26 protein-coding genes and 1 pseudogene are annotated in these 22,269 nt (G+C 51.7%); 22 read left to right on the forward strand and 5 right to left on the reverse strand.

Going from position 1 to position 22,269, the window contains the following annotated elements; genetic code table 11:
- The 21 genes and pseudogenes from AC1RME_RS13435 to AC1RME_RS13535 all read left to right on the forward strand — a co-directional run.
- Positions 1-207: pseudogene (locus AC1RME_RS13435) on the forward strand (type VI secretion system tip protein VgrG); the annotation flags it as partial.
- Entirely contained in the window at positions 195-587 is a 393-nt protein-coding gene (locus AC1RME_RS13440) for a hypothetical protein (protein ID WP_244142456.1), read from the forward strand. The pseudogene AC1RME_RS13435 and the gene AC1RME_RS13440, both read left to right, overlap by 13 nt.
- A 24-nt stretch (positions 588-611) precedes the next feature.
- Positions 612-1,352: a DUF4123 domain-containing protein gene (locus tag AC1RME_RS13445; protein WP_096823080.1), complete on the forward strand. Its 741-nt coding sequence runs from the start codon at positions 612-614 to the stop codon at positions 1,350-1,352.
- Positions 1,349-6,181 carry an RHS repeat-associated core domain-containing protein gene (locus tag AC1RME_RS13450; protein WP_255261980.1) on the forward strand — a complete coding sequence of 1,611 codons (4,833 nt, stop codon included), beginning with the start codon at positions 1,349-1,351 and terminating at the stop codon, positions 6,179-6,181. Before AC1RME_RS13445 ends, AC1RME_RS13450 begins: the two co-directional genes overlap by 4 nt.
- Positions 6,178-6,570, forward strand: a complete 393-nt coding sequence (locus tag AC1RME_RS13455) for an Imm50 family immunity protein (RefSeq protein WP_096823081.1) — start codon at positions 6,178-6,180, stop codon at positions 6,568-6,570. The genes AC1RME_RS13450 and AC1RME_RS13455 overlap by 4 nt, the downstream gene beginning before the upstream one ends.
- A 119-nt stretch (positions 6,571-6,689) precedes the next feature.
- On the forward strand, positions 6,690-6,959 hold the full coding sequence (locus AC1RME_RS13460) for a hypothetical protein (RefSeq protein ID WP_141401813.1): 270 nt from the start codon (positions 6,690-6,692) through the stop codon (positions 6,957-6,959).
- Positions 6,956-7,306: a hypothetical protein gene (locus AC1RME_RS13465; protein ID WP_096823082.1), complete on the forward strand. Its 351-nt coding sequence runs from the start codon at positions 6,956-6,958 to the stop codon at positions 7,304-7,306. Before AC1RME_RS13460 ends, AC1RME_RS13465 begins: the two co-directional genes overlap by 4 nt.
- Before the next feature lie 72 nt (positions 7,307-7,378).
- A complete protein-coding gene (locus AC1RME_RS13470) occupies positions 7,379-7,831 on the forward strand; it encodes a hypothetical protein (RefSeq protein WP_493072750.1) in 453 nt (150 codons plus the stop codon).
- Between the two features lie 116 nt (positions 7,832-7,947).
- Positions 7,948-8,307 carry a ribonuclease domain-containing protein gene (locus AC1RME_RS13475; RefSeq protein ID WP_493091549.1) on the forward strand — a complete coding sequence of 120 codons (360 nt, stop codon included), beginning with the start codon at positions 7,948-7,950 and terminating at the stop codon, positions 8,305-8,307.
- Between the two features lie 9 nt (positions 8,308-8,316).
- Positions 8,317-8,604, forward strand: coding sequence for a barstar family protein (locus AC1RME_RS13480; RefSeq protein WP_493072751.1), 288 nt, complete (start codon positions 8,317-8,319; stop codon positions 8,602-8,604).
- A gap of 220 nt (positions 8,605-8,824) precedes the next feature.
- Complete coding sequence (locus AC1RME_RS13485; protein WP_493072752.1) at positions 8,825-9,220, forward strand: hypothetical protein; 396 nt, start codon at positions 8,825-8,827, stop codon at positions 9,218-9,220.
- A gap of 103 nt (positions 9,221-9,323) precedes the next feature.
- A complete protein-coding gene (locus AC1RME_RS13490) occupies positions 9,324-9,710 on the forward strand; it encodes a hypothetical protein (RefSeq protein ID WP_493091397.1) in 387 nt (128 codons plus the stop codon).
- A complete protein-coding gene (locus tag AC1RME_RS13495) occupies positions 9,694-10,251 on the forward strand; it encodes a hypothetical protein (protein ID WP_493091399.1) in 558 nt (185 codons plus the stop codon). The genes AC1RME_RS13490 and AC1RME_RS13495 overlap by 17 nt, the downstream gene beginning before the upstream one ends.
- Before the next feature lie 238 nt (positions 10,252-10,489).
- The gene (locus tag AC1RME_RS13500; RefSeq protein WP_493072755.1) at positions 10,490-10,915 is read left to right on the forward strand and encodes an SMI1/KNR4 family protein; all 426 of its coding nucleotides are present in this window, start codon (positions 10,490-10,492) and stop codon (positions 10,913-10,915) included.
- A 245-nt stretch (positions 10,916-11,160) separates the two neighbouring features.
- Positions 11,161-11,550, forward strand: coding sequence for an immunity 22 family protein (locus AC1RME_RS13505; protein WP_493091401.1), 390 nt, complete (start codon positions 11,161-11,163; stop codon positions 11,548-11,550).
- Positions 11,551-11,632: 82 nt separating this feature from the next.
- Positions 11,633-12,274, forward strand: coding sequence for a hypothetical protein (locus AC1RME_RS13510; protein WP_493091403.1), 642 nt, complete (start codon positions 11,633-11,635; stop codon positions 12,272-12,274).
- Between the two features lie 75 nt (positions 12,275-12,349).
- Positions 12,350-12,820, forward strand: coding sequence for a hypothetical protein (locus tag AC1RME_RS13515; protein ID WP_493072758.1), 471 nt, complete (start codon positions 12,350-12,352; stop codon positions 12,818-12,820).
- Between the two features lie 634 nt (positions 12,821-13,454).
- Positions 13,455-13,799, forward strand: coding sequence for a hypothetical protein (locus AC1RME_RS13520; protein ID WP_493091405.1), 345 nt, complete (start codon positions 13,455-13,457; stop codon positions 13,797-13,799).
- Entirely contained in the window at positions 13,789-14,163 is a 375-nt protein-coding gene (locus AC1RME_RS13525; protein ID WP_493091407.1) for a hypothetical protein, read from the forward strand. Before AC1RME_RS13520 ends, AC1RME_RS13525 begins: the two co-directional genes overlap by 11 nt.
- An 89-nt stretch (positions 14,164-14,252) precedes the next feature.
- Positions 14,253-14,675, forward strand: coding sequence for a hypothetical protein (locus tag AC1RME_RS13530; RefSeq protein WP_493091409.1), 423 nt, complete (start codon positions 14,253-14,255; stop codon positions 14,673-14,675).
- Positions 14,672-15,103 carry a hypothetical protein gene (locus tag AC1RME_RS13535; RefSeq protein ID WP_096821362.1) on the forward strand — a complete coding sequence of 144 codons (432 nt, stop codon included), beginning with the start codon at positions 14,672-14,674 and terminating at the stop codon, positions 15,101-15,103. Before AC1RME_RS13530 ends, AC1RME_RS13535 begins: the two co-directional genes overlap by 4 nt.
- A 49-nt stretch (positions 15,104-15,152) precedes the next feature.
- On the opposite strand, the gene AC1RME_RS13540 is transcribed toward AC1RME_RS13535, so the two are convergent.
- On the reverse strand, positions 15,153-15,974 hold the full coding sequence (locus AC1RME_RS13540; protein ID WP_096821374.1) for a VanW family protein: 822 nt from the start codon (positions 15,972-15,974) through the stop codon (positions 15,153-15,155).
- A gap of 244 nt (positions 15,975-16,218) precedes the next feature.
- Between AC1RME_RS13540 and AC1RME_RS13545 the strand changes: the two genes are divergently transcribed.
- Positions 16,219-17,040 carry a glycosyltransferase family 2 protein gene (locus tag AC1RME_RS13545; protein ID WP_096821361.1) on the forward strand — a complete coding sequence of 274 codons (822 nt, stop codon included), beginning with the start codon at positions 16,219-16,221 and terminating at the stop codon, positions 17,038-17,040.
- Positions 17,041-17,368: 328 nt separating this feature from the next.
- On the opposite strand, the gene AC1RME_RS13550 is transcribed toward AC1RME_RS13545, so the two are convergent.
- The 4 genes from AC1RME_RS13550 to AC1RME_RS13565 form a co-directional block, all read right to left on the reverse strand.
- Positions 17,369-17,953, reverse strand: coding sequence for a hypothetical protein (locus tag AC1RME_RS13550; RefSeq protein WP_096821360.1), 585 nt, complete (start codon positions 17,951-17,953; stop codon positions 17,369-17,371).
- Between the two features lie 113 nt (positions 17,954-18,066).
- Positions 18,067-19,134, reverse strand: coding sequence for a lipocalin-like domain-containing protein (locus AC1RME_RS13555; protein WP_096821359.1), 1,068 nt, complete (start codon positions 19,132-19,134; stop codon positions 18,067-18,069).
- The gene (locus AC1RME_RS13560; RefSeq protein WP_096821358.1) at positions 19,124-21,595 is read right to left on the reverse strand and encodes an ABC transporter permease; all 2,472 of its coding nucleotides are present in this window, start codon (positions 21,593-21,595) and stop codon (positions 19,124-19,126) included. The genes AC1RME_RS13555 and AC1RME_RS13560 overlap by 11 nt, the downstream gene beginning before the upstream one ends.
- Positions 21,592-22,245: an ABC transporter ATP-binding protein gene (locus AC1RME_RS13565; RefSeq protein WP_096821357.1), complete on the reverse strand. Its 654-nt coding sequence runs from the start codon at positions 22,243-22,245 to the stop codon at positions 21,592-21,594. Before AC1RME_RS13565 ends, AC1RME_RS13560 begins: the two co-directional genes overlap by 4 nt.
- Positions 22,246-22,269 lie beyond the last annotated feature (24 nt).

Genomic DNA, 22,269 nt, shown 5'->3' on the forward strand with positions numbered 1-22,269 from the left:
ATGAGTGGGCCGGCGATCAATATCAACTCCGGTGGTGGGCCGGGGAGCGGGACCGGTGCGGCGCCGTTGATGCCGGGCGTGCTGAAACAGGCCGATGCCGATAAGGCGGGTGCTGTGCTGACGCCGGCGCAGATCAACACGCTCAAGCGTAATGCGCCGTTTTGTGAAGAGTGTGAGAAGTGTAAGGCAGGGGCATGCGCGATCTGACTTGCGGGCGCCATACGCGAACAAATCTCATAGCGCTCAGAGGCCGAGTCAATCTGCGCGTTTTGTCATGCTGTTTATCAGGTGTCTTGCTGACTCAACCGCAGACCGCCTCCGCAGCCGAGCGTCGCAGCGCTGTACCCGACGACGTCTCCAGCTACGTAATCAAGAGAAACAACTGTGACTCGCTTCGCGGTGATATTCCCGAGTACGACCCGGCCGACCCTGACAACATCAATCGGTTCGTCAGCAATGCAAACACGTACTGCAAGGGAACAGATCAGCAGCTCAAGCAGTTGAAAGAAAAATACTCGGGAAGCGAAAGCGTTCTGCGCAAACTTTCGGGTTACGAAGAAAACATTGAAGCGGACATGAGTTTTTAGACTCACCCATCAAGGACGGTTGTTGTGGCATCTGAAAAAATCACTCCCCAGGCCTGGCTCTCCGCGCACCCGCTCAAGGCGAACGAACGCCTGTACCTGATCGTCAGCGCCGCCAGCGATGCCGAAGCGCTCAAGGCCTTGTATCAGAGCGAACCGTCCGTCCAGGCCATTCCCGCCTGGGGCGGAACGCCCTACTCCACCTGGCAACCGGTGATGCCTTACGTCGCCGAACTCAAGGCCAACTCGGCTTTCCTGCCCTGGATCACCGAAACCGACGCCCTCGACTGGGGCTGGCTGGCGGTTTCCCGCTCGGAACCCAACGAAGTCTTCGAACACCTGCGCAGCCTGACCCAAGTGAAGATGCCGGACGGGACCGAGGTGTTTTTCCGGTTCTGGGATGGGCGGCATATGTATCCGATTCTTGAAGGGCTAGGTGAGAGCGCTGGGGAGGTGCTGCCGGTGTTTGAGCGTTACCTGATCAATGGACAGAGCCTGGAAGTCGGGCCGAGGGTGGTGCCAAAGGCGAAGGATTGGCCGTGGTGGGAGGTGCCTGAAAAACTCTTGAATACACTTGCCGAAAAAGACCACACCACCGTCGTCGAAAACCTGATGCAGTGGCTATCAGAGGACTGTCCAGAGCTTTACTTCGAATTCCCTGAAGCCAACCTGCGTAGAAAGGTCGAGCGCTTCGTACGCCAAAACCCAAATACAGAAGAAATGGCAGAGCGCCTCGCCGCCCATCTGACAAAGGAAGTCAACGCATGATTAGCAGCCCACTGGGAACCTTGGTCCTTCGGGTACTGGACGCAAAAGCACCTGACGTGAACCTGATCCTCAAGGACTTCAATAATTGCCTGAGTGACTACAAGAATTGGGCGGACGGTTTCTGGACAGGCTGGGCCATGGACGTCGACCAGAAATTCAAGGTCGGCAATGAGGTCAGTGTTACGCAGCGTAGAACCAGGACAGGGGCCGTCGAGACCTTTGCCGTGTGTCCAAAAGATGGCAAGCTTACGCTAATCCATGCATTCGAGACTGCACGCTACGTGCCAATCGGCAATACCCCGGTGCGTATCGAACAGGTCGAAAAAGCAATGATTGGCTACTCCGTGGTGGGAGCCCCAATCAATAAAAAAATCGGTCCAAGCGGGATCGAAACCATCGATAATTGCATCCCGGGAAAACAATATCGCATCACCTTCTTTCCAGACGTTTCGGAAAACGATCTCAAAGCCCTTTATGGCTCTTACAAAGGTGTGATCAGCGACATCGACGGCTGGTTGAAAAGCGAGTGGGCGAGCAAGTTCCAACCGCAATGGAACACCTACTCCGCGGCAGATCGTTTGGGTCGCACGGGAATTCTGCTGCGAGAAGCACTCGATAGTTTCGAGCAAGCATTGCTTAATTTGTGGGATGACTTGAAGGACCTTGTAGGCCTTCTGGCCGATCCGATAGGAAATGCCAAAAAGCTTCGCGACTACTTATCAGACCTTGAACTCGATAAGCTCTACGCGACCTCCCAAGACGCAATTGCCTCCGCCTTGTTGATACTCAACGACGAACCGCTGATGTTCATCTACATCTCGGCAATTGTGGCCTGGGTCGGCATGCTGCCGCCGCAGGTGATCGTCAACGTGATCGCAAGCATCGGTGTAGAGTTCCTGATCAACGTAGTCATTGGTATCTGTCTCACCGGCGGAGCCGGTCTTGCTGTGCGGTTGGGCACCAAGGCCCTAAGTAAAATGAAGCCTGGGGGAGCCCTCAAATACCTTGAGGGTCTGGCTGAGCAACTGATGGTGGCCAGCACCAAGCATAGTCTTCCGGCTCATACACAGCTATCCAAACCTGTGATGCTAAAGGCTAAAGATGCTCCGCTGAACGCGAGCAAGAAGGCCCCCCTCACTATCAGCCCCCTTGATGCTGGCGGTGGCCCTGTGCCTCTGCCCAAGACTGTCGACACCCCCATACTGAAGGAGCCGAACGCCTCGGTGTTTGCCCGGAAGAAAACAGAACCTCAAAGCCTGCTGGTCAAAGAAGAGCCGATCAAGGATGTGCCCAAGCAGTCCGAGAATCCGGCAGGGCAAGCAACACAATGCACGAAGAACACCCGCTGTGAGGGCGACCCCATCTCGATGGTCACTGGCGAGGAGCTGCTGACCCTCACTGACGGTGAACTCGACGGCCTACTGCCCCTGGAATGGACGCGGCTGTATCGCACCAGTGCGGTGGAAATCGACAACCGCCTGGGTTTCGGCTGGAGCCATTCGCTGTCCCATCGGTTGCAAATCAACGATGAAGGGGTGCTGTGGACTGACAGCGAAAACCGCCAGACCCAGTTTCCACTGCCAAACGAACAACGTCCGGTCATTACCAACAGCTTGGCCGAAGCGGCGATTTTCCTAGGCGATTCGCCAGGTGAACTGATCCTGACCCAGACCGGGCAAGGTGCGCGCTTCTATCATTTCCGAACCGGGCGCCTGACCACAATCAGCGACGCCTACGATAACCAACTGCACATCAGCTATGACCTGGTCGATCGTATCCAGCGCATCGACAATGGCGCCGGGCGCAGCCTTTTCCTGCGCTATGACGACCGCCATATCGCAGCAGTGGACTATCAGCAGCGCCGCCCCGAGTACGACGAACGAGGTGAGCGTCAGGAGCCGTGGTTGACGGTACAGACCCTGGTCAGCTACCAGTACAACGAACGCAACCAGCTCATCAGTGCCACCAACGCCGCCGGGGAAGTCGAACACTATCGCTATGACGAGCGGCATGTCATTCAGCAACGTCAACTGGCCGGTGGTGCAAGTTTTTTCTGGGAGTGGGAGCGAGAAGGCAAGGCAGCCCGCTGTATCCGCCAGTGGTCCAACCTTTCGCAAATCGATTCCCGGTATGTGTGGGACGACCAAGGCACAGTCACTGTCATCAACGTCGATGGCAGCGAGCAGGTTTACGTACACGACGAAAATGCTCGACTGGTCAGCCAGACCGCCCCTGACGGCGCAGAAACGCAAAAAGCCTACGATGAAAAAGGCCGGCTGATTGCCGAGAAAGACCCGCTCGGCGCCGTTACCGAATATCAGTACAACGAAGCCGGGCGCTTGGTCGCAATCATCCCTCCCGATGACGAACCGACCACCTACCAGCACCACAACGGTTTCGTACGAGTGGTCCGTCGGGGTAAAGCCAGCTGGAAATACCAGCGCAACCTCCAGGGCGACATCACGCAACAGACCGACCCCGACGGCAACGAAACCCACTACCGCTACGACCGCCAGGGCCGCCTGCTGGAAATTAGCCACGCCGACGGCAGCCGCCACCAACTGGGCTGGAACGGCCTCGGCCAACTTCTGGAAGAGCGCCTGCCCGACGGCGGCCAACGCAAATACCGCTACGATGCCCTGGGCCGGCAGATCACCCGTCAGGACGAAAGTGGCGACATCACCCACTACCAGTGGGACGCCGCCAACCGCCTGGCACAGGTCACCCTGCCCGGCGGCGCGACCCGCGCCTTCAGCTACAACGCCTATGGCAAAGTCACCGCCGAACGCGATGAACTGGGGCGCGTCACTCGCTACGAATACGCCGACAACCTCCACCTGGTCAGCCGCCGCATCAACCCCGACGGCAGCCAGTTACGTTATCGCTACGACAACGCGCGCCTGCTGCTCACCGATATCGAAAACGAGCGCGGCGAGCAGTACCACTTGGACTACTACCCCAACGGCCTGATCCAGCAGGAAACCGGCTTCGACGGGCGCAGCACTGCCTACGCCTACGACCTCAACGGCAATCTGCTGAAGAAAACCGAGTTTGGCGACGACGGCTGCGAACTGGTCACGGAGTACCTGCGCGATGCTGCTGGCCGGCTGCTGGTGAAAGTCCTGGCCGATGGCGAAGAGACCCACTACCGCTACGACGCCTTGGGTCGCTTGGTGAATGTCGACGACGGCCACTGGCCGCTGACCTACGAATACGACCTGCAAGACCGACTGATCACCGAACACCAAGGCTGGGGCACCCTGCGCTACGAGTACGATAAGCTCGGCCAGCTCAGCCACTGCCGCCTGCCCGACGGCAGCAAGCTCGACTATCGCCATGCCCCTGGTGGCCAGCTCAGCAGCGTCGATCTCAACGGCTCGCGCCTGACCAGCCACCAGTTCAATGCCGGTCGCGAACAACAACGCCAGCAGGGCCTGCTGCTCAGCCAGTACCAATACGACGACCAGGGTCGCCTGCAGGCACACAGCGTCAGCCAGCAACAACACGACCAACAGCACAATCTCTACCGCCGTACCTATGCCTACGAGGCCAACGGCAACCTGGCCGGTATCGACGATAGTAGAAAGGGCAACCTGCGCTATTACTACGACCCGCTGGATCGCCTGATCAACGTCCGGGGTACGACACCAGAGAGCTTCGCCCACGACCCCGCCGGCAACCTGCTGGGCCAGGGTGACCAGCCCGCCGCCAACCTGGCCAACGTCAAAGGTAACCGCCTCCTGATGCAGGGCGACCGCCATTACGACTACGATGCCTTCGGCAACCTCAGCCGCGAACGCCGCGGCGCCGGTCAGAAGCTGGTCACTGAATATCAGTACGACTGCCAACACCGGCTGATCGGCGTCAGCCTGCCGGGTGGTAGCACCGCGACCTACAAGTACGACGCTTTTGGGCGCCGCATCAGCAAAACCGTCGATGGGCGTACTACCGAGTTCCTGTGGGAAGGCGAACGACTGATCGTCGAGAGCGGTGAAAATCGCTATCGCACTTACCTCTACGAACCCGGCACCTTCCGCCCCCTGGCCATGCTTGATGGCGAAGGCCCAGCCCAGGCCGCGCCGTTCTATTACCAACTCGACCACCTCGGCACCCCACAGGAACTGACCGCCTACAGTGGCGAGATCATGTGGTCGGCGAAGTATCGGGCGTATGGCAATCTAGCTGCGTTGGACGTTTCCGAAATCGACAACCCACTGCGTTTTCAGGGCCAGTACTTCGATGCGGAAACCGGGCTGCACTACAACCGCCATCGCTACTACAATCCGAACTCTGGACGGTTTTTGACCCCTGACCCGATCAAGCTTGCGGGGGGGTTGAATAACTACCAGTACGTGCCTAACCCTACTGGTTGGGTGGATCCGTTGGGGTTGAATACACAGTGCCTCGAAAGTAAAGACACCCCAATTCAGGGCAAATCAGATGAACCTGAAGCACCAACACTCTCTAGAAATGGAGCGTTTAAACAGGCAAAATCTGATGCCGGCATACCGCGTTCACAACAACCTGACCTTGTATATGATCCTCGGCGAGGCAAAGAGCATCAGTATAAATATGTGGCCATGACGGATAAAACTGGTGAGGCGATATTAGGAAAAGATGGAAAACCTATTATTACGCGAGAATATCAATACACTAGAGCAGACGGATCAAAAGTAGTTATTCAAGACCATAGCGCAGGGCATACCTACAACGATGTTAACGGAGTAGGAGATCAGGCGGCGCACCTAAATCTTCGACCCTTCGAGAATACCAGGAACGGAAAAGTCCCCGGCGCCCAAGAACACTACCCCTTCAAGGAAAAAAAATGAAAACCTGGAATGATCTTGATGGCAATACCTTATTTAATAGAGTATTCACCAAACCTATTAAAATAAGCACGATAAGGCTATTCCAAATAACAATCGACAATAACAGGCCCAACATAACCTTCGAGTTCGACATCCCAGAAACCCCCGATTCCGCACCTGAAAAGTGGATAAAGGCGGGATTCAATACTTGCCGCATTGGCTTAAGCTGCACCGACACCAAAGAACTAATCTTAAAAAACATCCCTACCCAAGAAGATCTCAATATAAAAATAGAGAAATTTGACGAGTATTTTTTAATCCACGCAGAAAACAAACACTCTCTATTAGAGTTCAAAACAAAATACCCATTGCTTTGCGGGCCATCTGTTTACATGAGCGCCATAGAGTAAACAACTTGAGCCACCAAGGGTGATTTCCGAGGAGTTCGATACACAACCAAATGACGACTAAAGGGGACAGATTTATTTTTCGCTAAAGAAAATAAGAAAATAAATCTGTCCCCTTTTCAGTGGAAACCTATCAAAGCGGGAAGATAGTCAAGCCTAACTCAACTCTCTATACAAGTCACAAAGCTCAATTAGCAGCAATTACACGCGCAATGCGAATTTTTAAGAACACGGGAAATAAAGCATTAGCCGAACGCCCTATGAGCATGGGCGGAATAATTGGCGAAGGTTATAAAAAAGGTGGAACAAAATACAAACAGCAAACAAAAGCCGTTACAATCCTTGACACAAACGGCCTACAAAAAATCTCTTACCCGAAGTACGAACAATGAAACCACAACCAACCTTGGATATTTTGCCGTCTCTACTTTTCGCCTTTGACGTGGATAGCGATCAAAATATTGAAGCAGAAGAACAGATAGCAAGTACAGACATAAACAACGAATTAGAGCTCACTAAGCTTTTCGACGCTTTTATAATGCCAGACTTCACAAGCCGAATAGCAAGCGAACAGCAATGGTATATAGACTCACTTACATTCTATCTAGAAAATAACGAAAGCTTCAATCGAATCTTTTCAGACATGACAACATACTTCCCTGCCCTCCCATCCAACAAACGCAACCTTATGAAAACATTACTAAACTGCCTTAAAAAGTACCAAACCATAAATAAATAAAGCAACCAAAGGGGACAGATTTATTTTTCGTTTGAAACGACCAACCAAAGACAAACGAATAGGCAAGTAAAAATGTTCACTACCGACAAACATAAAATCCAAGAACATTGGCTTGAAGAAGCATACCCTCGACAAAATTCAATTACGTTAAACAATGGCTTCTACTGCCTCTTTGATTGTTCAGAAAAAGAAGAAAAACTAACAAAAAAAATATGGATCCCGGCAAATGATTTCTTACTAGACCACACCGACATATGCGAAGGCCTCTCGACTACTTATACAGCAGAAGACTCTAACAACAATTTTTTTACTTGCGGCGAATGCTTAGCATCCGGAGATGACGGTTTCATTGCACTTTCCAAAAAAGACACCGACGAACTAGTTTGGCTGATCGTATTGAGCGGAACCAACCCATTTGAAAAAATCACTTTTCATAACAGCAACATCCATGTTCAATCTTCAAGCGGCACAGTGGCCATAGTACCCATTGATCGTCCAGACAATCTATCCATAGCATGGGCTTAACTCTAAAAACATAATAAAAAGGACAATCAAACTCAAAGGAAAGAATGCTCTTGAACAGTCAAGGGGTCAAAGGGGACCGATTTATTTTTCGTTAAAGAAAATAAGAAAATAAGAAAATAAATCCGTCCCCTTTTCAAGACTTTCCTTCCACACATGCTTCGCACAAGCCACACTTTAATGTTAGAGAATACAACCATGTCACAAAGACTCAAGCAGCGCAGAGTGGTTGGAAACCGGGAAAAGCACTAAATAATAGCGTTCCTGGTGGTCAGCTAGGTGGTGATGTTTTCCATAATGATACAAACGTACTCCCTTCAGCCCCTGGTCGAACTTGGTATGAAGCTGATGTAGGCCTTAACAATACAATGTCTCGTAGCAACCAACCAGGAACAAGACTACTTTATTCAGACGATGGACTTCTTTATATAACTAGCGACCACTACGACACCGTTAGCTCTATTGGAACCTGGAAGTGAGTTTTAAAAATGATAATTGTACTTGATGGCTTAACCATTTCATCAGAACAAGAGTTTCATAAAAAAATAGCCATTGCTTTTGCGGTGACAGATTTTTATGGAAACAACCTCAACGCCTTATGGGACCTACTCAGCACCGACGTGGAACGCCCAGTAGATTTAATATGGAAAAATTCTGAACACTCTCAAAATAACATGGGAGACTCGTACAACAAAATAATTAATATTTTTGAACGCACAAAGCAACAGGATGTGAATTTCGGATGGGAAGAAAAATTTAACTATTATCTAGAGTAACCACTAGAAAGCTAAAAGGCACTATCAAAACTACAAAATAAAGGGGATAGATTTATTTTTTACTGAAGAGAATAAATCTGTCCCCTTTCAGCTCTTCCTTTCAGCTCATGGCGAATCACGAGCCGAGCGACCCACATGGTGATCATCCACATTTGCAGCTTCACCCTGTGAAAGGGGAAGTTATAAGAATCTACTGGCCAAACCAATTTGAAGGACAAAAATGAGCACCCTGAAGACAATCCCTAGAAAAGTTTGGTGGGGCTTGGAGGCAAAATCATATACAGAGATTGCGCAGGAACTACCTTCGCAGAATGACTCACTTAGAAAGTGGATCGCAATCTACGCCGTTTATCATTTAAACTTTGAAAATAGATACCCTGGAGAGCGTTATTACAAGTTTTTAGAGGATGCAAAAAACTCTAAATACGTCATTATGGAATTCACTCTCCCAATCCACCTTCTCGAAACAAGAGACAGTATTGGCGCCAGCGACACAACAATCACAAAGTGCAAAAGCATGGAAACAGAGGAAGAAATAAACTCTTTTCTTTATGAAAACAACATAAACCCCGAGCTATTTACGCCCCCATGGACTTGCGAGTACCCGCTAGATTGAACTCAATAAAAATGGACAAATCTGTCACCTTTTCAAACCAAAGAAGGGGACAGATTTATCATTCGCGGAAGAAAATACCCCCTTCTCACGTTCGAGGGAAAAAATGGCAGCGCAAAAACATATCCCACGAAGTGTATGGTATGGGCTTGACGGGACAGGCTACGACAACATTGCGCAAGAGCTAAAATCCGATGAACCATCATTAAGAAAATGGATTTCAGTGTATGCCATTTACAAGTACTCCTTCACCAACGACCCAAACCAATATTACGATTTCATCCACCAATCAAAAAGCTCCCGATACGCGACTATAATATTTAAAATCCCTACCGAAACACTTGAAACAAGCGACGATATAGATGACCGCGATATTACTATCGAAAAAATAGAAACCATGAACTCAGAGGATGCGATCAACGCTCTACTTGAAAACCTCGATATCAATCCAGAGATTTTCACTACACCATGGCGCTGTGAATATCCGCTATAACCCCCCCCCTTTCACAACCACCAAGCCAACTAAAACACTCAACATGAACTGCCATAAAATCACCCTCCCGAATAACTGGATTGCAGAATTTAACAATACAGGTGAGTTCCATATGGGAGCAGAAGGTTGGGGTCTTCTGCTAACAGGCCCTAATCAAAATCGCATCAATTATTTCAACGACCAAGTTGTACTTGTAAACGATGACGAGGGCGTACACGCAAGATCGTGTATTCGCTTATCCGACAATGGTGTCTACGGTTACCTCACCACTGCCGTGGACAGTAGCTGGGTCATCGACTTTTCACGAGGAATGATTGCTCCGCACCGGATCAGTATCCAGCAGCGCCACGATGGTTATGATGAGACTGTATCAGTTCACGAGCAGCCCGCATTCAAACGGACCAGGCAGTATTTGAGCGTTAGCGGGAAACACATCTACCTGACCTTCCCCTTCACCCGCGACAAAGACTTTCCGACAGTCTGGGAAGAATATTTGTCGATTCGACGACGGCAGATCGACGAACTCTACTTTCGCAACTGAGTTTACCAAACAGGCCTATAACCAAAGGGGACATATAACCAAAGGCGACAGGTTCATTCTTCGTTGAAGAAAATAAATCTGTCTCCTTTTTACTAAAGTCGCAAAACTCACCTTACAAGAGACGAGAAGCTGTACATCCATACGGGCACAGCCAACATCCAAATGCGCCTGTAGATAGGGAACTATTCAAGAAAGAAGTCCCTCAACATTGGAAAGACCGAGCAGCAGAGGCCGCACAATGATCCCAAATGAGCTGATTCAACTAATTGAAAAACAACCCGGCGAGACCTACCGAAAAGACAAAAGCCCTGTTATCGACGCATTAAACACGCTCGGTATAGATTTAAATAGTGAACTTTCAGAGTTTTTCTTAAATTACACAATAACATTTTTCAGAAGTAGCTCTTCAGATGAAAAGCTGTGTGAAATCGCAGACCCCAGCAATGAAATAGAAATCGGCACCAGTTTTATTCATGAGGTATGGGAGCTTCCAGAAAACCTGATTTGCCTTACAAGTATTCAAGGTGAAGGATGCTACATATATGACAAACACAGTGGTGAAGTTTTAGATTTTAGCCTTGCTAACCGAGATGATTTTTTATCAGGTAATTCGCTAATGAAGTGGAGCGGATTTTTCGAGTTTTTGACCTGGTACCTGTCTTAAAAATGAATGGTTGAGTTCAAACTTTTAAAACCCTAATCATTATCAGACAGCATCACTGCACCTCTGCCATTTGCTGCCCTCCGCCAGGTCAGCTATCGGCCAACACCGGAAGGTTTCGCAGTGAGACAAAAAGCGCAAAAATTGCAGAAAGGTGCTGCAAAAAGGTGTAAAAAGGGGACAGATTTATTTTTCGTTGAGGTAAATAAATCTGTCCACTTTTCAGATATAAAAAACCAAGAGATAAAATGGAAGTAACAAAAACAGTCTCAATCTGGACTGCAAAAACTGACTGGGAGCCATCAACGCTCCAGGAAATAATGGTGCCGACATACTCTGAAGATGGAAACTCGCTTGGATGCGAGTTCACAAATACATTTTCACTTGGTTTTATAGATAATGATTTTATCGAAGCTGACACAGTCGATAGCACCAATTCTCTCGAGAGTGCAATTGAAGGCTTTTCTTACGACTCCGATATATCCTCAGACATAAAATCAAAAAATATTCAGCCTACCAATCAAACAATAGATACTCTTATTGCAATATACGACTTCACTTTTCAAGGCAATCCACCAGCCCGCGTAATCCGAGGCAAAGAAATCACTTCCAGAGGCACATTTACATACAAAGAGTAGAGAACCAAAGGGATTAAAGACCATCGAAGGCGAGCAAATCGAACCCAAATCACTTGATCGGTTCACTATCGAGAAAGCAAAAATGATTTTTTCAATTGATATCACAGAGTGTTTTGGCGCGATCGACTCCGACAATGCAGGCGGGATTATAAGCTATATCAGCATCCCCCCCATCGAAAACCCTCGGGAAAAATTTCGCCTTAAGCTATCAAACTTCTTACTTAACTTGATCGACGAGCCCGTCATTGCCTCAATCAACAGGCAGAATTCAACCTTTTTGGAGAACATGACCGAAGACGGCTTCCTTATAATAAGACAGGCCAGTATTTCCTTTGAGTCAATAAAAGGCTACGAAAAACTATTGCGACTATTAAACCAAGATAACGGATATTTAACCCACGAACGCTACGGCCAAAATTTAAATACCGGAGACAAAATTTACGACATCAGCGGAAGACTTTTTTCGACTCCGGAGCTCTTGATTAACTTCGCATTCATTTCACCCAGCACTATAACACTTGAATTTAACTCGTCAGAGTACACATACATAGAGAGCCACCTTGAGCTTCAAAAGGCCTTAGAAAAATTAAATTCAAGAGAGAAACCTACTCAACCACCTCTCACAGGTCTATTCGACCCCACATATAGCAACACTCACACCACTAGCAACTTCGACGTTGGCTATCGCACCTACAATGAACAACCTTCCCTTTCCCGCTACTAATTGAAGCCAATGTGAAATTGAAAACAACATCATTGAATTGATAAAATCACCGTCACCAAAAACCAGGCCCACACAATGACGAGCAACTTCGAAATCGCACTGAACAAAAATGAGTTCCCAGATTACTTCAGGGGCAAAGGAGAGTATTTCACGAGAGATCCAGACTGGGGAACTCAGTTGCATATCAGAAACTGGCAGGACTCGAGTGTATTTCTAAAACCATTGAACAACTCGACAGAAATACTGAAAAATGCATTCAGTTTGTATCTAATCACTGTAGAGCTCACGATAACCGATGCGCATGACCTTCTTGAAAACATTGGCTGCTATTACTATTTGAGAACCGAACAACCCTATCTGTCAAAAAACGGGTTCGATCTTATCCGAGATGCCAACAACGACGAAAAGCGAAGAATCTCGAAAACAATGTCATTTCTCAAAGAAACAGTTGCAACCAACAACATTCCTGAAAATCTCGAGCTCTTCAATCGTCGAGTAAACATGCTCATCAAAAATGGCGGACCAGACAATATAACCAACCTATAACATAGATCTAATATAGAAACATTGATTAAAAAACCAATACTACATACTTTCCTTTCTCAAGGTGTTAGATAAATCATGAAAAAATACCTAGCCCGACTCGGAGCCAAAATAACTTTCGATGATATATCGTACCTTGATCAAGCGATCGAGCCCTCTCTCCTAATAAACAATTTGAAGGAGGATATGTTTCAAGCAACCTTCCCATGCGGCCAGATACTCGATATCGGATGGTATCCAGAATTCAGCACTCGCGGTTCCTTTGTAATCTCTCTAATCCACAATCAAGACTGGCAAAATCCGATTCATTGTGAAAAAGCCAAAAACTGGGTAGAACTGAAAATCGCGTTAGAGAACGTATTAAAAAACCTGGAAAGCTAGAATCGAAAAACACTTCCGACACATGAAGCAAACCAGATGACTAAAGCAACATCACCACTACCCCCCTCAATCATCCCCTCCAACACCTAACCCAAAGGGGACAGATTTATTTTTACAGAAACTCCAGTAAGCTATAACAACGGTGAGCCTACCAACCAGGTAAGTATTAAACTAACAAAATCAGGACAACCTGTAATACACAGCTTCCCGGCTCCTCCAGATCAAGTTAAAAAATACATGAGAAAAACCAAACAATATGAGAACAAAACTTAAATACGAACTCCAACCCCTCCGAGTACCAAGTGGATGGACAATCACAATCAACAATCTTTACGAGGTTGATCTCACCCCAGAAACTGCAGAGTGGTTTAGTAGTTCAGTTTTACTAGGTGGTGCACGACAAACTACGGGACACTGCTTTGACTCCAGAGTTGAACCAGAAGGAGATCCAACGGGGGAGTTTGTAATTGAATTCCTAACGATCAAGTACGACAACAAAGGGAACCCTTTAAAAAATTCTGAGACATTCCTAGGGGGATTCAAAACAAAAAACAAGATGGAATTTATTAAAAAAATCGAAGATTTTATGCTTGAAGCATAACAAACCAATAGAACGTACCCAAAGGATAGAAATTTATTTTTTTGCTGAAGAAAATAAACCTGAGGAGAGATCAATGTTAGAAAAGAATCAAACAATAGAAATCAATGGAGAGGATGCCCTTGAGGTTCTAGCGGAAATTGAATTTATCTTGATTTCGCTGCACAAGATAGGAAGCTACTATTGCGACAAGCCTGTCAACGATTACCAAAAAGCAACTACCGACTTTATTGACAACGAGAACGTGACTCAAAGACTTGCGAAGGTAAGAAAGATCATCACTACAAAATTTGATTCAACCCTCGGAGAGGATGATAGGGACGATATTGAGCGTCATATGGAAGGAATCCAATTTTGGAAGCCTTAGAAAACCAAAGCGGACAGATTTATTTTCCGTTGAAGAAAATAAATCCATCCGCCTTTCACTTTTATCCGTAAAGCAGTAGGACCATCTAGATGAATTATTTGGCAAAAGAAATCACTTCAGCATTCGAAAAAAACCTTCTAAAAATCCGGCAACTAAAAAACGAGGAATTAGAAGAAATAATTTCAATTATCAAAACCTGCTTCTTTGGCTCCAGCACAAAAAACCTTGACCCACTCAATCTAAAATCCGCGACAAAACAACACGACCCAGATTATTGGAAAAAAGTCGATTTTCTATACCCTTATGAGAAGCTAACATTAATCGTCTTAGATAACCAAGTACATGCCTGGACGCTTCAGTCATCATCCGATTTGAGAATCTTACTTTCAGAGACGACTGGCTTTCCATTCTGGATAACTAATACAGCACTTAGCTTCTTAACTTATGTAGACGACCACGACTGCGTACATACAGCAACGCCTTTGCCCCCTCCAGCGATTAAACAATCATGATCTTCAAATCAGAAAACAAAACCATTGACCCAACCTCTGTCACCTACCGCAGCCTTGGCTTCGGTGAGTCTCTCTCCAACAATGCCAAAAAATATACTTTATCAATAAAAACCCAAGAACTCCCCGAGCACTTTCATGAGATAGCAAACGCATTCATTTCTGAATGCATACAAGACGACAAAAAACAAGGCTACGCCGACATCCCCGCATTACGAGATTGCGATTACCCGCCACTTTCAATTCTGATAAAAAGCCACCCGGACGTAGCAACTACTCTCATCAAGGACTACTTATTCTTTGAGCTGTTCTATTTGCTACTCCCATCAAAGGGAAAACTCGAACTGGTAATAAACTCGATTTCCGGGGTTTATTATTTGGACGATACGTTTCACTTATGCGGCGAAACATATCCCTACCGAAACCTGTAATTGCGTTATTTCCGTCACGCTCTGGAAACCCTAAGGCAAGAAACACAACCTACTGCTGCCTTTCAATGACTTGCTCCGCCACCTCATACTTAACCACCACCCGATTCCCATACAACCGCTCCCTCTCCACCAAAGCCCCCACCTGCCCCTTCTCCCTCACCTCCCGCCAAATCTCATTCTCCCGATACACCCGCTCCCCCTCCCGCACAAACCGATGCCCCAACTCAAACACGTGATACCGATACGCCCGTTCCCGATCACACAACAATTCCCCTTCCAGTTGCGTCTCCCCCACCTTCAGCTTCAACTGAAAGCTCCGATCCGTCGGGTTGTGCAGCACCAGGTCGATGTAGTTGTAGAAGATCGCCGCGCCAGAGCCGAACGGCAGGACGCGGCCGTCGTCCGGGAAGGGGTCGAAGCTGTGGTTGGCGCGTTCGATGACGACCAGGGGGGAGTGAATGGCCATCCAGTGGATGAGGTTGCTGAGTTGGCAGATGCCGCCGCCGATGCCGGTGCGGGCCTGACCGAAGGACAGTTCCATGCCTTCGACGTAGCCGCGTTGGCGGGTCGGGCGGCCGACGAGGCGGCAGAAGGAGAAATACTCGCCGGGGGCGATGGTGACGCCGTCGATGGCGGCGACGGCGAGTTTGAGGTTGATGACTTTGTTGTGTTGCAGCGCAAGGTCGGAGTCGCCGAGTTTGCGGATCAGTTTGGAGGTGTGTTTGAGGTAGCGATAAGGCAAGCGCTCGGACGTCGCGGCAGGTCGTGCGTAGCGTTTGCTCGAGCAGTGCCAGGCGATGTGGCGGAACAGTCTTTTTTGCCACACGCGCAGCCAGTAGAGGGCCGGGTGGTAGAGGGAAAGTGGTTTCATCCGTGGCGAACGGCGCGGGCCGTTGTCTTCCTTGATCTGAAAATGGCGGCGCATCTTACCGTGGAAAGTCGCCGTGTGCGCGGCCTGCGCTTGCGTCGCACGTCGTAACAAGTCGACTGACGCCGACCGTTCCAAAATTAAGCTTGAACTAAGGTTGCGTCCCTACCATCCGGGCCACGAAGCAGCGTGGTGCGAGCGTTGCTCACCGCACACAAAGCCATTCATTTCGATGTGAGCCTGGATCATGAGAGAGTTTGATTTCCCCTCGGCACAACAGCCCGCGTTCAGTCTTGTATTGGTCAATTACAAAACCCCGGAAATAACCCGGATGTGCCTGGAGTTTCTCCAGCAATACGTCAAGGATCATCAGATTCCGGTGTGGGTGGTGGACAACGATTCTGCGGACGAAAGTCTGGCTTACTTGCGTTCCCTTGACTGGATCAACTTGATCGAGCGCCCTTCGCCGGGTAAGGAACCCGGACATATTGCTCATGGCAAGGCACTTGATCTGGCACTTGCGAAAGTTGAAACCGATTACCTGTTTCTGCTGCACACCGACACTTTCGTGTTCGACAGCACTGTCTTTTCAATGATGATCAACGAGTGTATGCAATCTTTGGATACAGCAGCAGTCGGTTGTGTCGAACAGCTTGATCGGGGTGTTTTAAGAGACACCTGGCGCTTGTCTTCGCGTTATTTCAAACACTATTTTCGGCGGGCAAAACTGCAGTTGGGCCTGCGCTCCCGGGAGCCAAAACCCTACCGGGAAACCCACCTGAAAAGCTTCTGCACCTTGTGGAATGCACGGTTGATCAAGGCGCACGGGCTGCATTTTTCGATGGACGACCGGGTCCCGGGATACACGCTGCAGGATCGATTAAGCAGCCTCGGCTACGGCATCAAATGTCTTTCGCCGCGTACGATCTTCCGCTACCTGGATCACATCCAGGCAGGCACCGTGGCCGCCGCCGGTGGCTACGCCAAGAACCACCGCCGCACCACCATGTACCAGCAAACACTCAAGCGTATTCAGATGCAGCAAGGCATGCGACCTGCCAAATCCTGAGAACAATAAAAAAGGGCGACTTCACAGTCGCCCTTTTTTTATCTGAATTCTTTAGCCATCTCTCTGGAGGAGGTGTTCGCCCAGTGTAATGGCCTGGCAATCCATGCACCGGTAAAGAGCCCTGACACTGGGCGAACGGGAGGGATTTTAATGGAAGTTGGCGGATATGTCGTGCTAATTGATAATGAATTTTATGTACTAAAACGTTAACGAATATTGATCATCGATATTTCCCGACAAACTTTCAGAATTCTCCCACTCAAACATTTCATATGACTGTTCTCATACAACTATTTGTACAAGAACAGTCAATCTGTAGAGTTAATACTCAGCTTTCATGTGCACTGGTCACTTTTAATACATCGGTGTAAGTGACCACAACGCTCTGTCCGACTTTCAGATCTTTGAGCTTGGCTTGGATTTCAGGCTTTTCGACGTTGAGGGTTTTCGATTGGCCCGAAGGGTTTTCCAGAGTGACCTGCTTTTTCTTCAAATCAATTCTGGTGATTTTCAGTTGCACCTGAATCTGACGGAACGCCTCGCCACCGGGGTTGCTGCTGCCCACGGCGTTGCGCAGCTCACCGGTACGCTCGGTGGAGCCAGGCAGACCTTTATCCACGTCGGTGTCCAGGAAAGCGGCGATCGAATGTGTAACCTGGATGTCGACTTTGTCGCCAACCTTCAGGTTGCCGAGGTTTTTCGCCTTGTCGCTGAGCTGAATGTGCACCTGGCGACCTTCCGCGCCTTCAAGGACAACCTGATGATTGGCCGGGTCGACCGCCAATACTTTGGTGGTGACCTGGTCGGCCTCGACCGCTGCGGACAGTGGAATGTCGGCGGCCAATGCCGTGAGGCTGGTGGCGGACAGGACAGTGGCAAGTGCGATGGCGTGCGTCAGTGCTTGGAGCTTCATAAGCGGTACTTTCCCTGTGATGAATGGCAGCACACCGCGCCGAATCGGTTTCAGCGCAATGCGTGCGAAGGAGCATAGACGCTGATCGACCGTTGCTCCTCGCACAGGGCGAATCAGTACCCGGTCATCTCCAGATAACCCTGCCCGCCCTGACTGCCGCTCAACCGCACCGGCCCCTCCCAGTATGGGATGCGCAGGTTCATCCAGGCGTCCGGGTTGATTGCATCGAGGGTGATCTGCAGATTTTTTTCCGGAATCCCGATCGACCAACGCACCGGCATCGAACGGCCAGCAACCTTCGCGGTGTCCTGCGGGGTCAGTTTGATCTGCTCGGCGTGCAGCGTTTCGGTCTGGCCATCGGCGGCAATCCAGGTGCCGGTCAAGTACGGCGCGCCTTCCTTCTGGCGCATGCGGTAGAGCATGACGTGCGCGCCGTCGTCCAGATGCAGGGAGAACCAGTCCCAACCGGTCTGGTTGGCGGTCAGCGGTTGGCTGCTCCATTCGCGGTCGAGCCAGGCCGGGCCGTTGACGGCGTAGGTGTTGCCGTCGATTTGCAGGGTGCCGCTGGCCTGGAAAAACGGCTGGCTGTAGTAATACGACGCCTGGCCCTGTTCGGATTTCTGACTGAAGCCGTGATCGCCTTGCAGCACCAGCGGGCGGCTGGAGGTCAGGTGCAGTTGGTAGCTGAAGTTTTTGTCCTTTGCGCTGAGCTGCATGTCGCCCAACGGATCGCTCGCCTGACTGACGAAACGCCAGTCATCGATCCACGCCTCGAACGGCGCCGCACGCACCCCGGCCTGCCCGACGCCGCCACGGGCGTAACGTTCGGCGGCGTGGTGGACGCTGGCCGACGTCACCGCCGCATGGCCAAGCCAGATCGTTTGGTTGGCCCAGCCCGGTTGTTCCGGCGAGGCGTTCAATGCGCTACGAAACAACGTCCACTGCACGCCGAAATCATTGCCCTGGGCATCCTTGAGATTGGCCGTCACATACCACCACTCGATGCGAAAACCGTCATGGGCGCCGTGATCCGCCGGAAAGCTGAACACCCGCCCCGGCACCACCGGTGTGAAGGCCTGCGCCTGGGCGCCCATCCCGGCGAAGCCTTTCTGCTCCGGTGCCGGGTTGTCGCAACCACTGAGCAACAACGCCAGAAACACCACGACGAAGCTAATCCTCATGGGCAAACGTCCTCAACAAGTCCGCCGGTTGCGTGCGGTACAGCGAATACATCGGCCACGCCGAGGCCAGCAACGTCGCCAGCAAGGCCAGCCCGGTCAGTTGCAACAACTGCCACGGAAACACCCGCAACGGCAGACGCCAGCCAAAGGCCTGGACGTTGATCACCGCATCCAGACACCACGCCAACCCGATGCCCAACGGCAATGCCAGCACCAGCGTCAGCACCGCGAGCAACCAGGTCTGACCGAGATTGAGCAGCATCAATTGCCGTCGCGTCACCCCCAGGGCCCACAGCGGCGCCAGTTGGCCGAGGCGGCTCTGGCTCTGGGTCAGCAGGCTGATGAACAGCGCCACCCCGGCGACGGCGAGCGTCAGGCTGTTGAGCGCGGCCGTCGCGGCGAAGGTTCGCTCAAAAACCTGCACCGACCAGCCCTTGAGCCGCGCCTGATCGACGATGCGGCTGTCGTCGAGCTGGAAACGCGCCTGCAAGGCGCTCAGCAGTGCGGGCATTTTCGACGGATCGATACGCAGGTTGAAACGGTTTGGCGTCAGTTGCGGCCAACTGCGCAACAGGTGATTGCTGTTGACCAGCACATGCCCCTTGGGATTGCCGTAGTCGGCGTAGATCCCGACGATGCGCGGCGACCACGGCAGGCCCGGCGTGGGAATCGTCAGGTGATCGCCCGGCCGAACCTTGAGCCGGCGGGCGAGTTGTTCGCTGAGCATCACCGCATCGTCCGTGGCCAGCGCCGCCCACGGATCGTCGCCCCGGGCTTCGAGCAGCGGCCAGTGCTGGCGGTAGTGCGGATGATCAATGATGCCGAACACCTCCGTCGGCCAGCCTTGCAGCGTCACCGAAACCTGCCAGTTGGGCAGGACCGCCGCGACGCTCGGTTGCTGTTTCAGCCAGCTGTAGAGTTCGCGCGCCTGTGCCGGATTGTTCGGGTTCAGATAGAGCTCGGCAGTGAGGCGTTGTTCGAGCCAGTCGTTGAAGGTCTGGCGGAAACCGGCGGTCATGCTGCCGGCGCCGATGTTTGCCGCCATCGCCAACAGCAACGCCATCAGCGCCAGACTCAGCGCCGGCAATTGCTGTCGGCAATCGGCGAGAAACCACTGCCCCAGCACCGAACGACTGCGCACGAGCAAGCCGTTCAACAGCGCACTGAGCACCACCGGCAACGCCAGCGCCGCGCCGAGCAGCAACCCCGCCATCAACACAAAACCACTGGCCAGACTGTTGCCCAACAGCAGCGCGATCGACGCAATCGCGGCAAACACCCCGGCGACCCAGCCCTGCCGGCGCAACCAGCGCGCATGCTGTTCATGCCAGGCTTGCGGATCGGCCACCGCCAGCAACGGCAGACGCGCGGCCCGCAGCAGACTGTTGGCCCCGGCCAGCAACGCGCCGAGCAGGCTCAAGCCGATACCGCTGAACCACCACCACGAACTCAGGCGCAACTGCCCCGCCACTTCCGCGCCGTACAACCCGCGCAGGCTGGCGGCGACATCCGGCAACAGCACGCTCGCCAGCCAGTAACCGCTGACGACGCCGAACAGGCCGCCGATCAACGCCAGTGCACCGAGTTCGACGATCAGGCAAGCGATCAGCATCCGCGCGCTGACACCGCAGGCGCGCAACGTGCGCAACAGCCCACGGCGCTGTTCCAGTGCGAGGCCGATGGCGGCATGGACGATGAACAGGCCAACGACAAACGAGAGAAATCCCAGGGCATCGAGGTTGAGGTGAAAGCTTTCGGTCAGCCGCGCCAGATTGTTTTCTTCACCGCTGCTCTTGAGCTGCAACTGGCCTTTGAACGCCGCCGGCATGTCGGCGTGAAAGTCCTTCGGCAACAGCAGCCGCGACAATTGATCGGGTTGTTCAAGCACACGCTGAGCGACGCCAATGTCTACCAACAGCACACCGGGAGCCATGTCCGTTTGCGCCCGCAACGGCGGCAACGTCTGGCCGGTTTCGGTTTGCGCTGTTGCACCCTCGACCAGGTTCAACGCCTGCAAGGTCTCGGGAGAAATCCAGGTGCTGCCCGGCGGGCTGAAGAAATCGACGATGCGTTCGATCGGCATCGCCTGCCCCGCCACCGCGCTGTCGGCCGGCAGGGACACCGGCTCGATGCCCATCAATTGCAGGCGCTGGGATTCGTGCCCCTTGAGGATCAACCGGCCTTGCAGCACCGGCGATACCGGCCAGCCCTGACGGCGCAGATCGACAAACCATTGCTGGGAAAACGTCGCGCCATTCGGCGTGCTCAGGCTGGCCTGGGGTTCGCCGCCAATCATCTGGCTGGCGCGGGCGTAACTGTCCCGCGCCTGACTGTTGAGCGCTTCGACACCGGTCAACAGGCTGGTGGCCAGCCACAGTCCGGTCAGCACGCTGAAAAACTGCACCGGATGCCGCCGCCAGTGACTGAGCAACGCGATCAACGTTTGCCGAAAAACCCTCACGTCAGTCGACCGCTGGACAACACCACCCGCTCCGCCAGTCGCGCCGCCACGCGCTGACTGTGAGTGACCATCAGCAAGGTGGTCGGTGTGTCGTCGAGCAATTCCAGCAACAGACGCAGTACCTCGTCGCTGGTCGCCTCATCGAGGCTGCCGGTGGGTTCATCCGCCAGCAACAGCTTGGGCCGCGACGCCAATGCCCGGCCGAGCGCGACCCGTTGCTGCTGACCGCCGGAGAGTTGTTCGGGATAACGCTTGAGCAGATCGCCCAGCCCCAGACGCTGCACCAGATGGTTCTGCCAGCGCGGGTCATGCCGCCCGGCGAGCCGCGCCTGAAACGCCAGGTTGTCCTCGATCCGCAGGCTGCCAATCAGGTTGTACTGCTGGAACACCAGACCGATTTCCGTGCGCCGCCAGTTGGCCAGTTGCGCCTCGTTCATGACGTCGAGTCGATGTTCACCGCTATGGATGCTGCCGCTGTCGACTTTATCCAGACCGGCGATCAGATGCAGCAGCGTGCTTTTGCCGCTGCCAGACTCGCCCATCAGCGCCAGACTGCTGCCGGGTTTGAGCGTCAGGTCGATGCCTTGCAACACGGGCAACGGGCCTTGAGGGGTGAGATAGCTCTTGAAGACGTTTTGAACCTGCAGCATGCCGCCATCCGATCGATCCGTGTG

The sequence above is a fragment of the Pseudomonas sp. GW822-FHT03F08 genome, assembly GCF_058801265.1.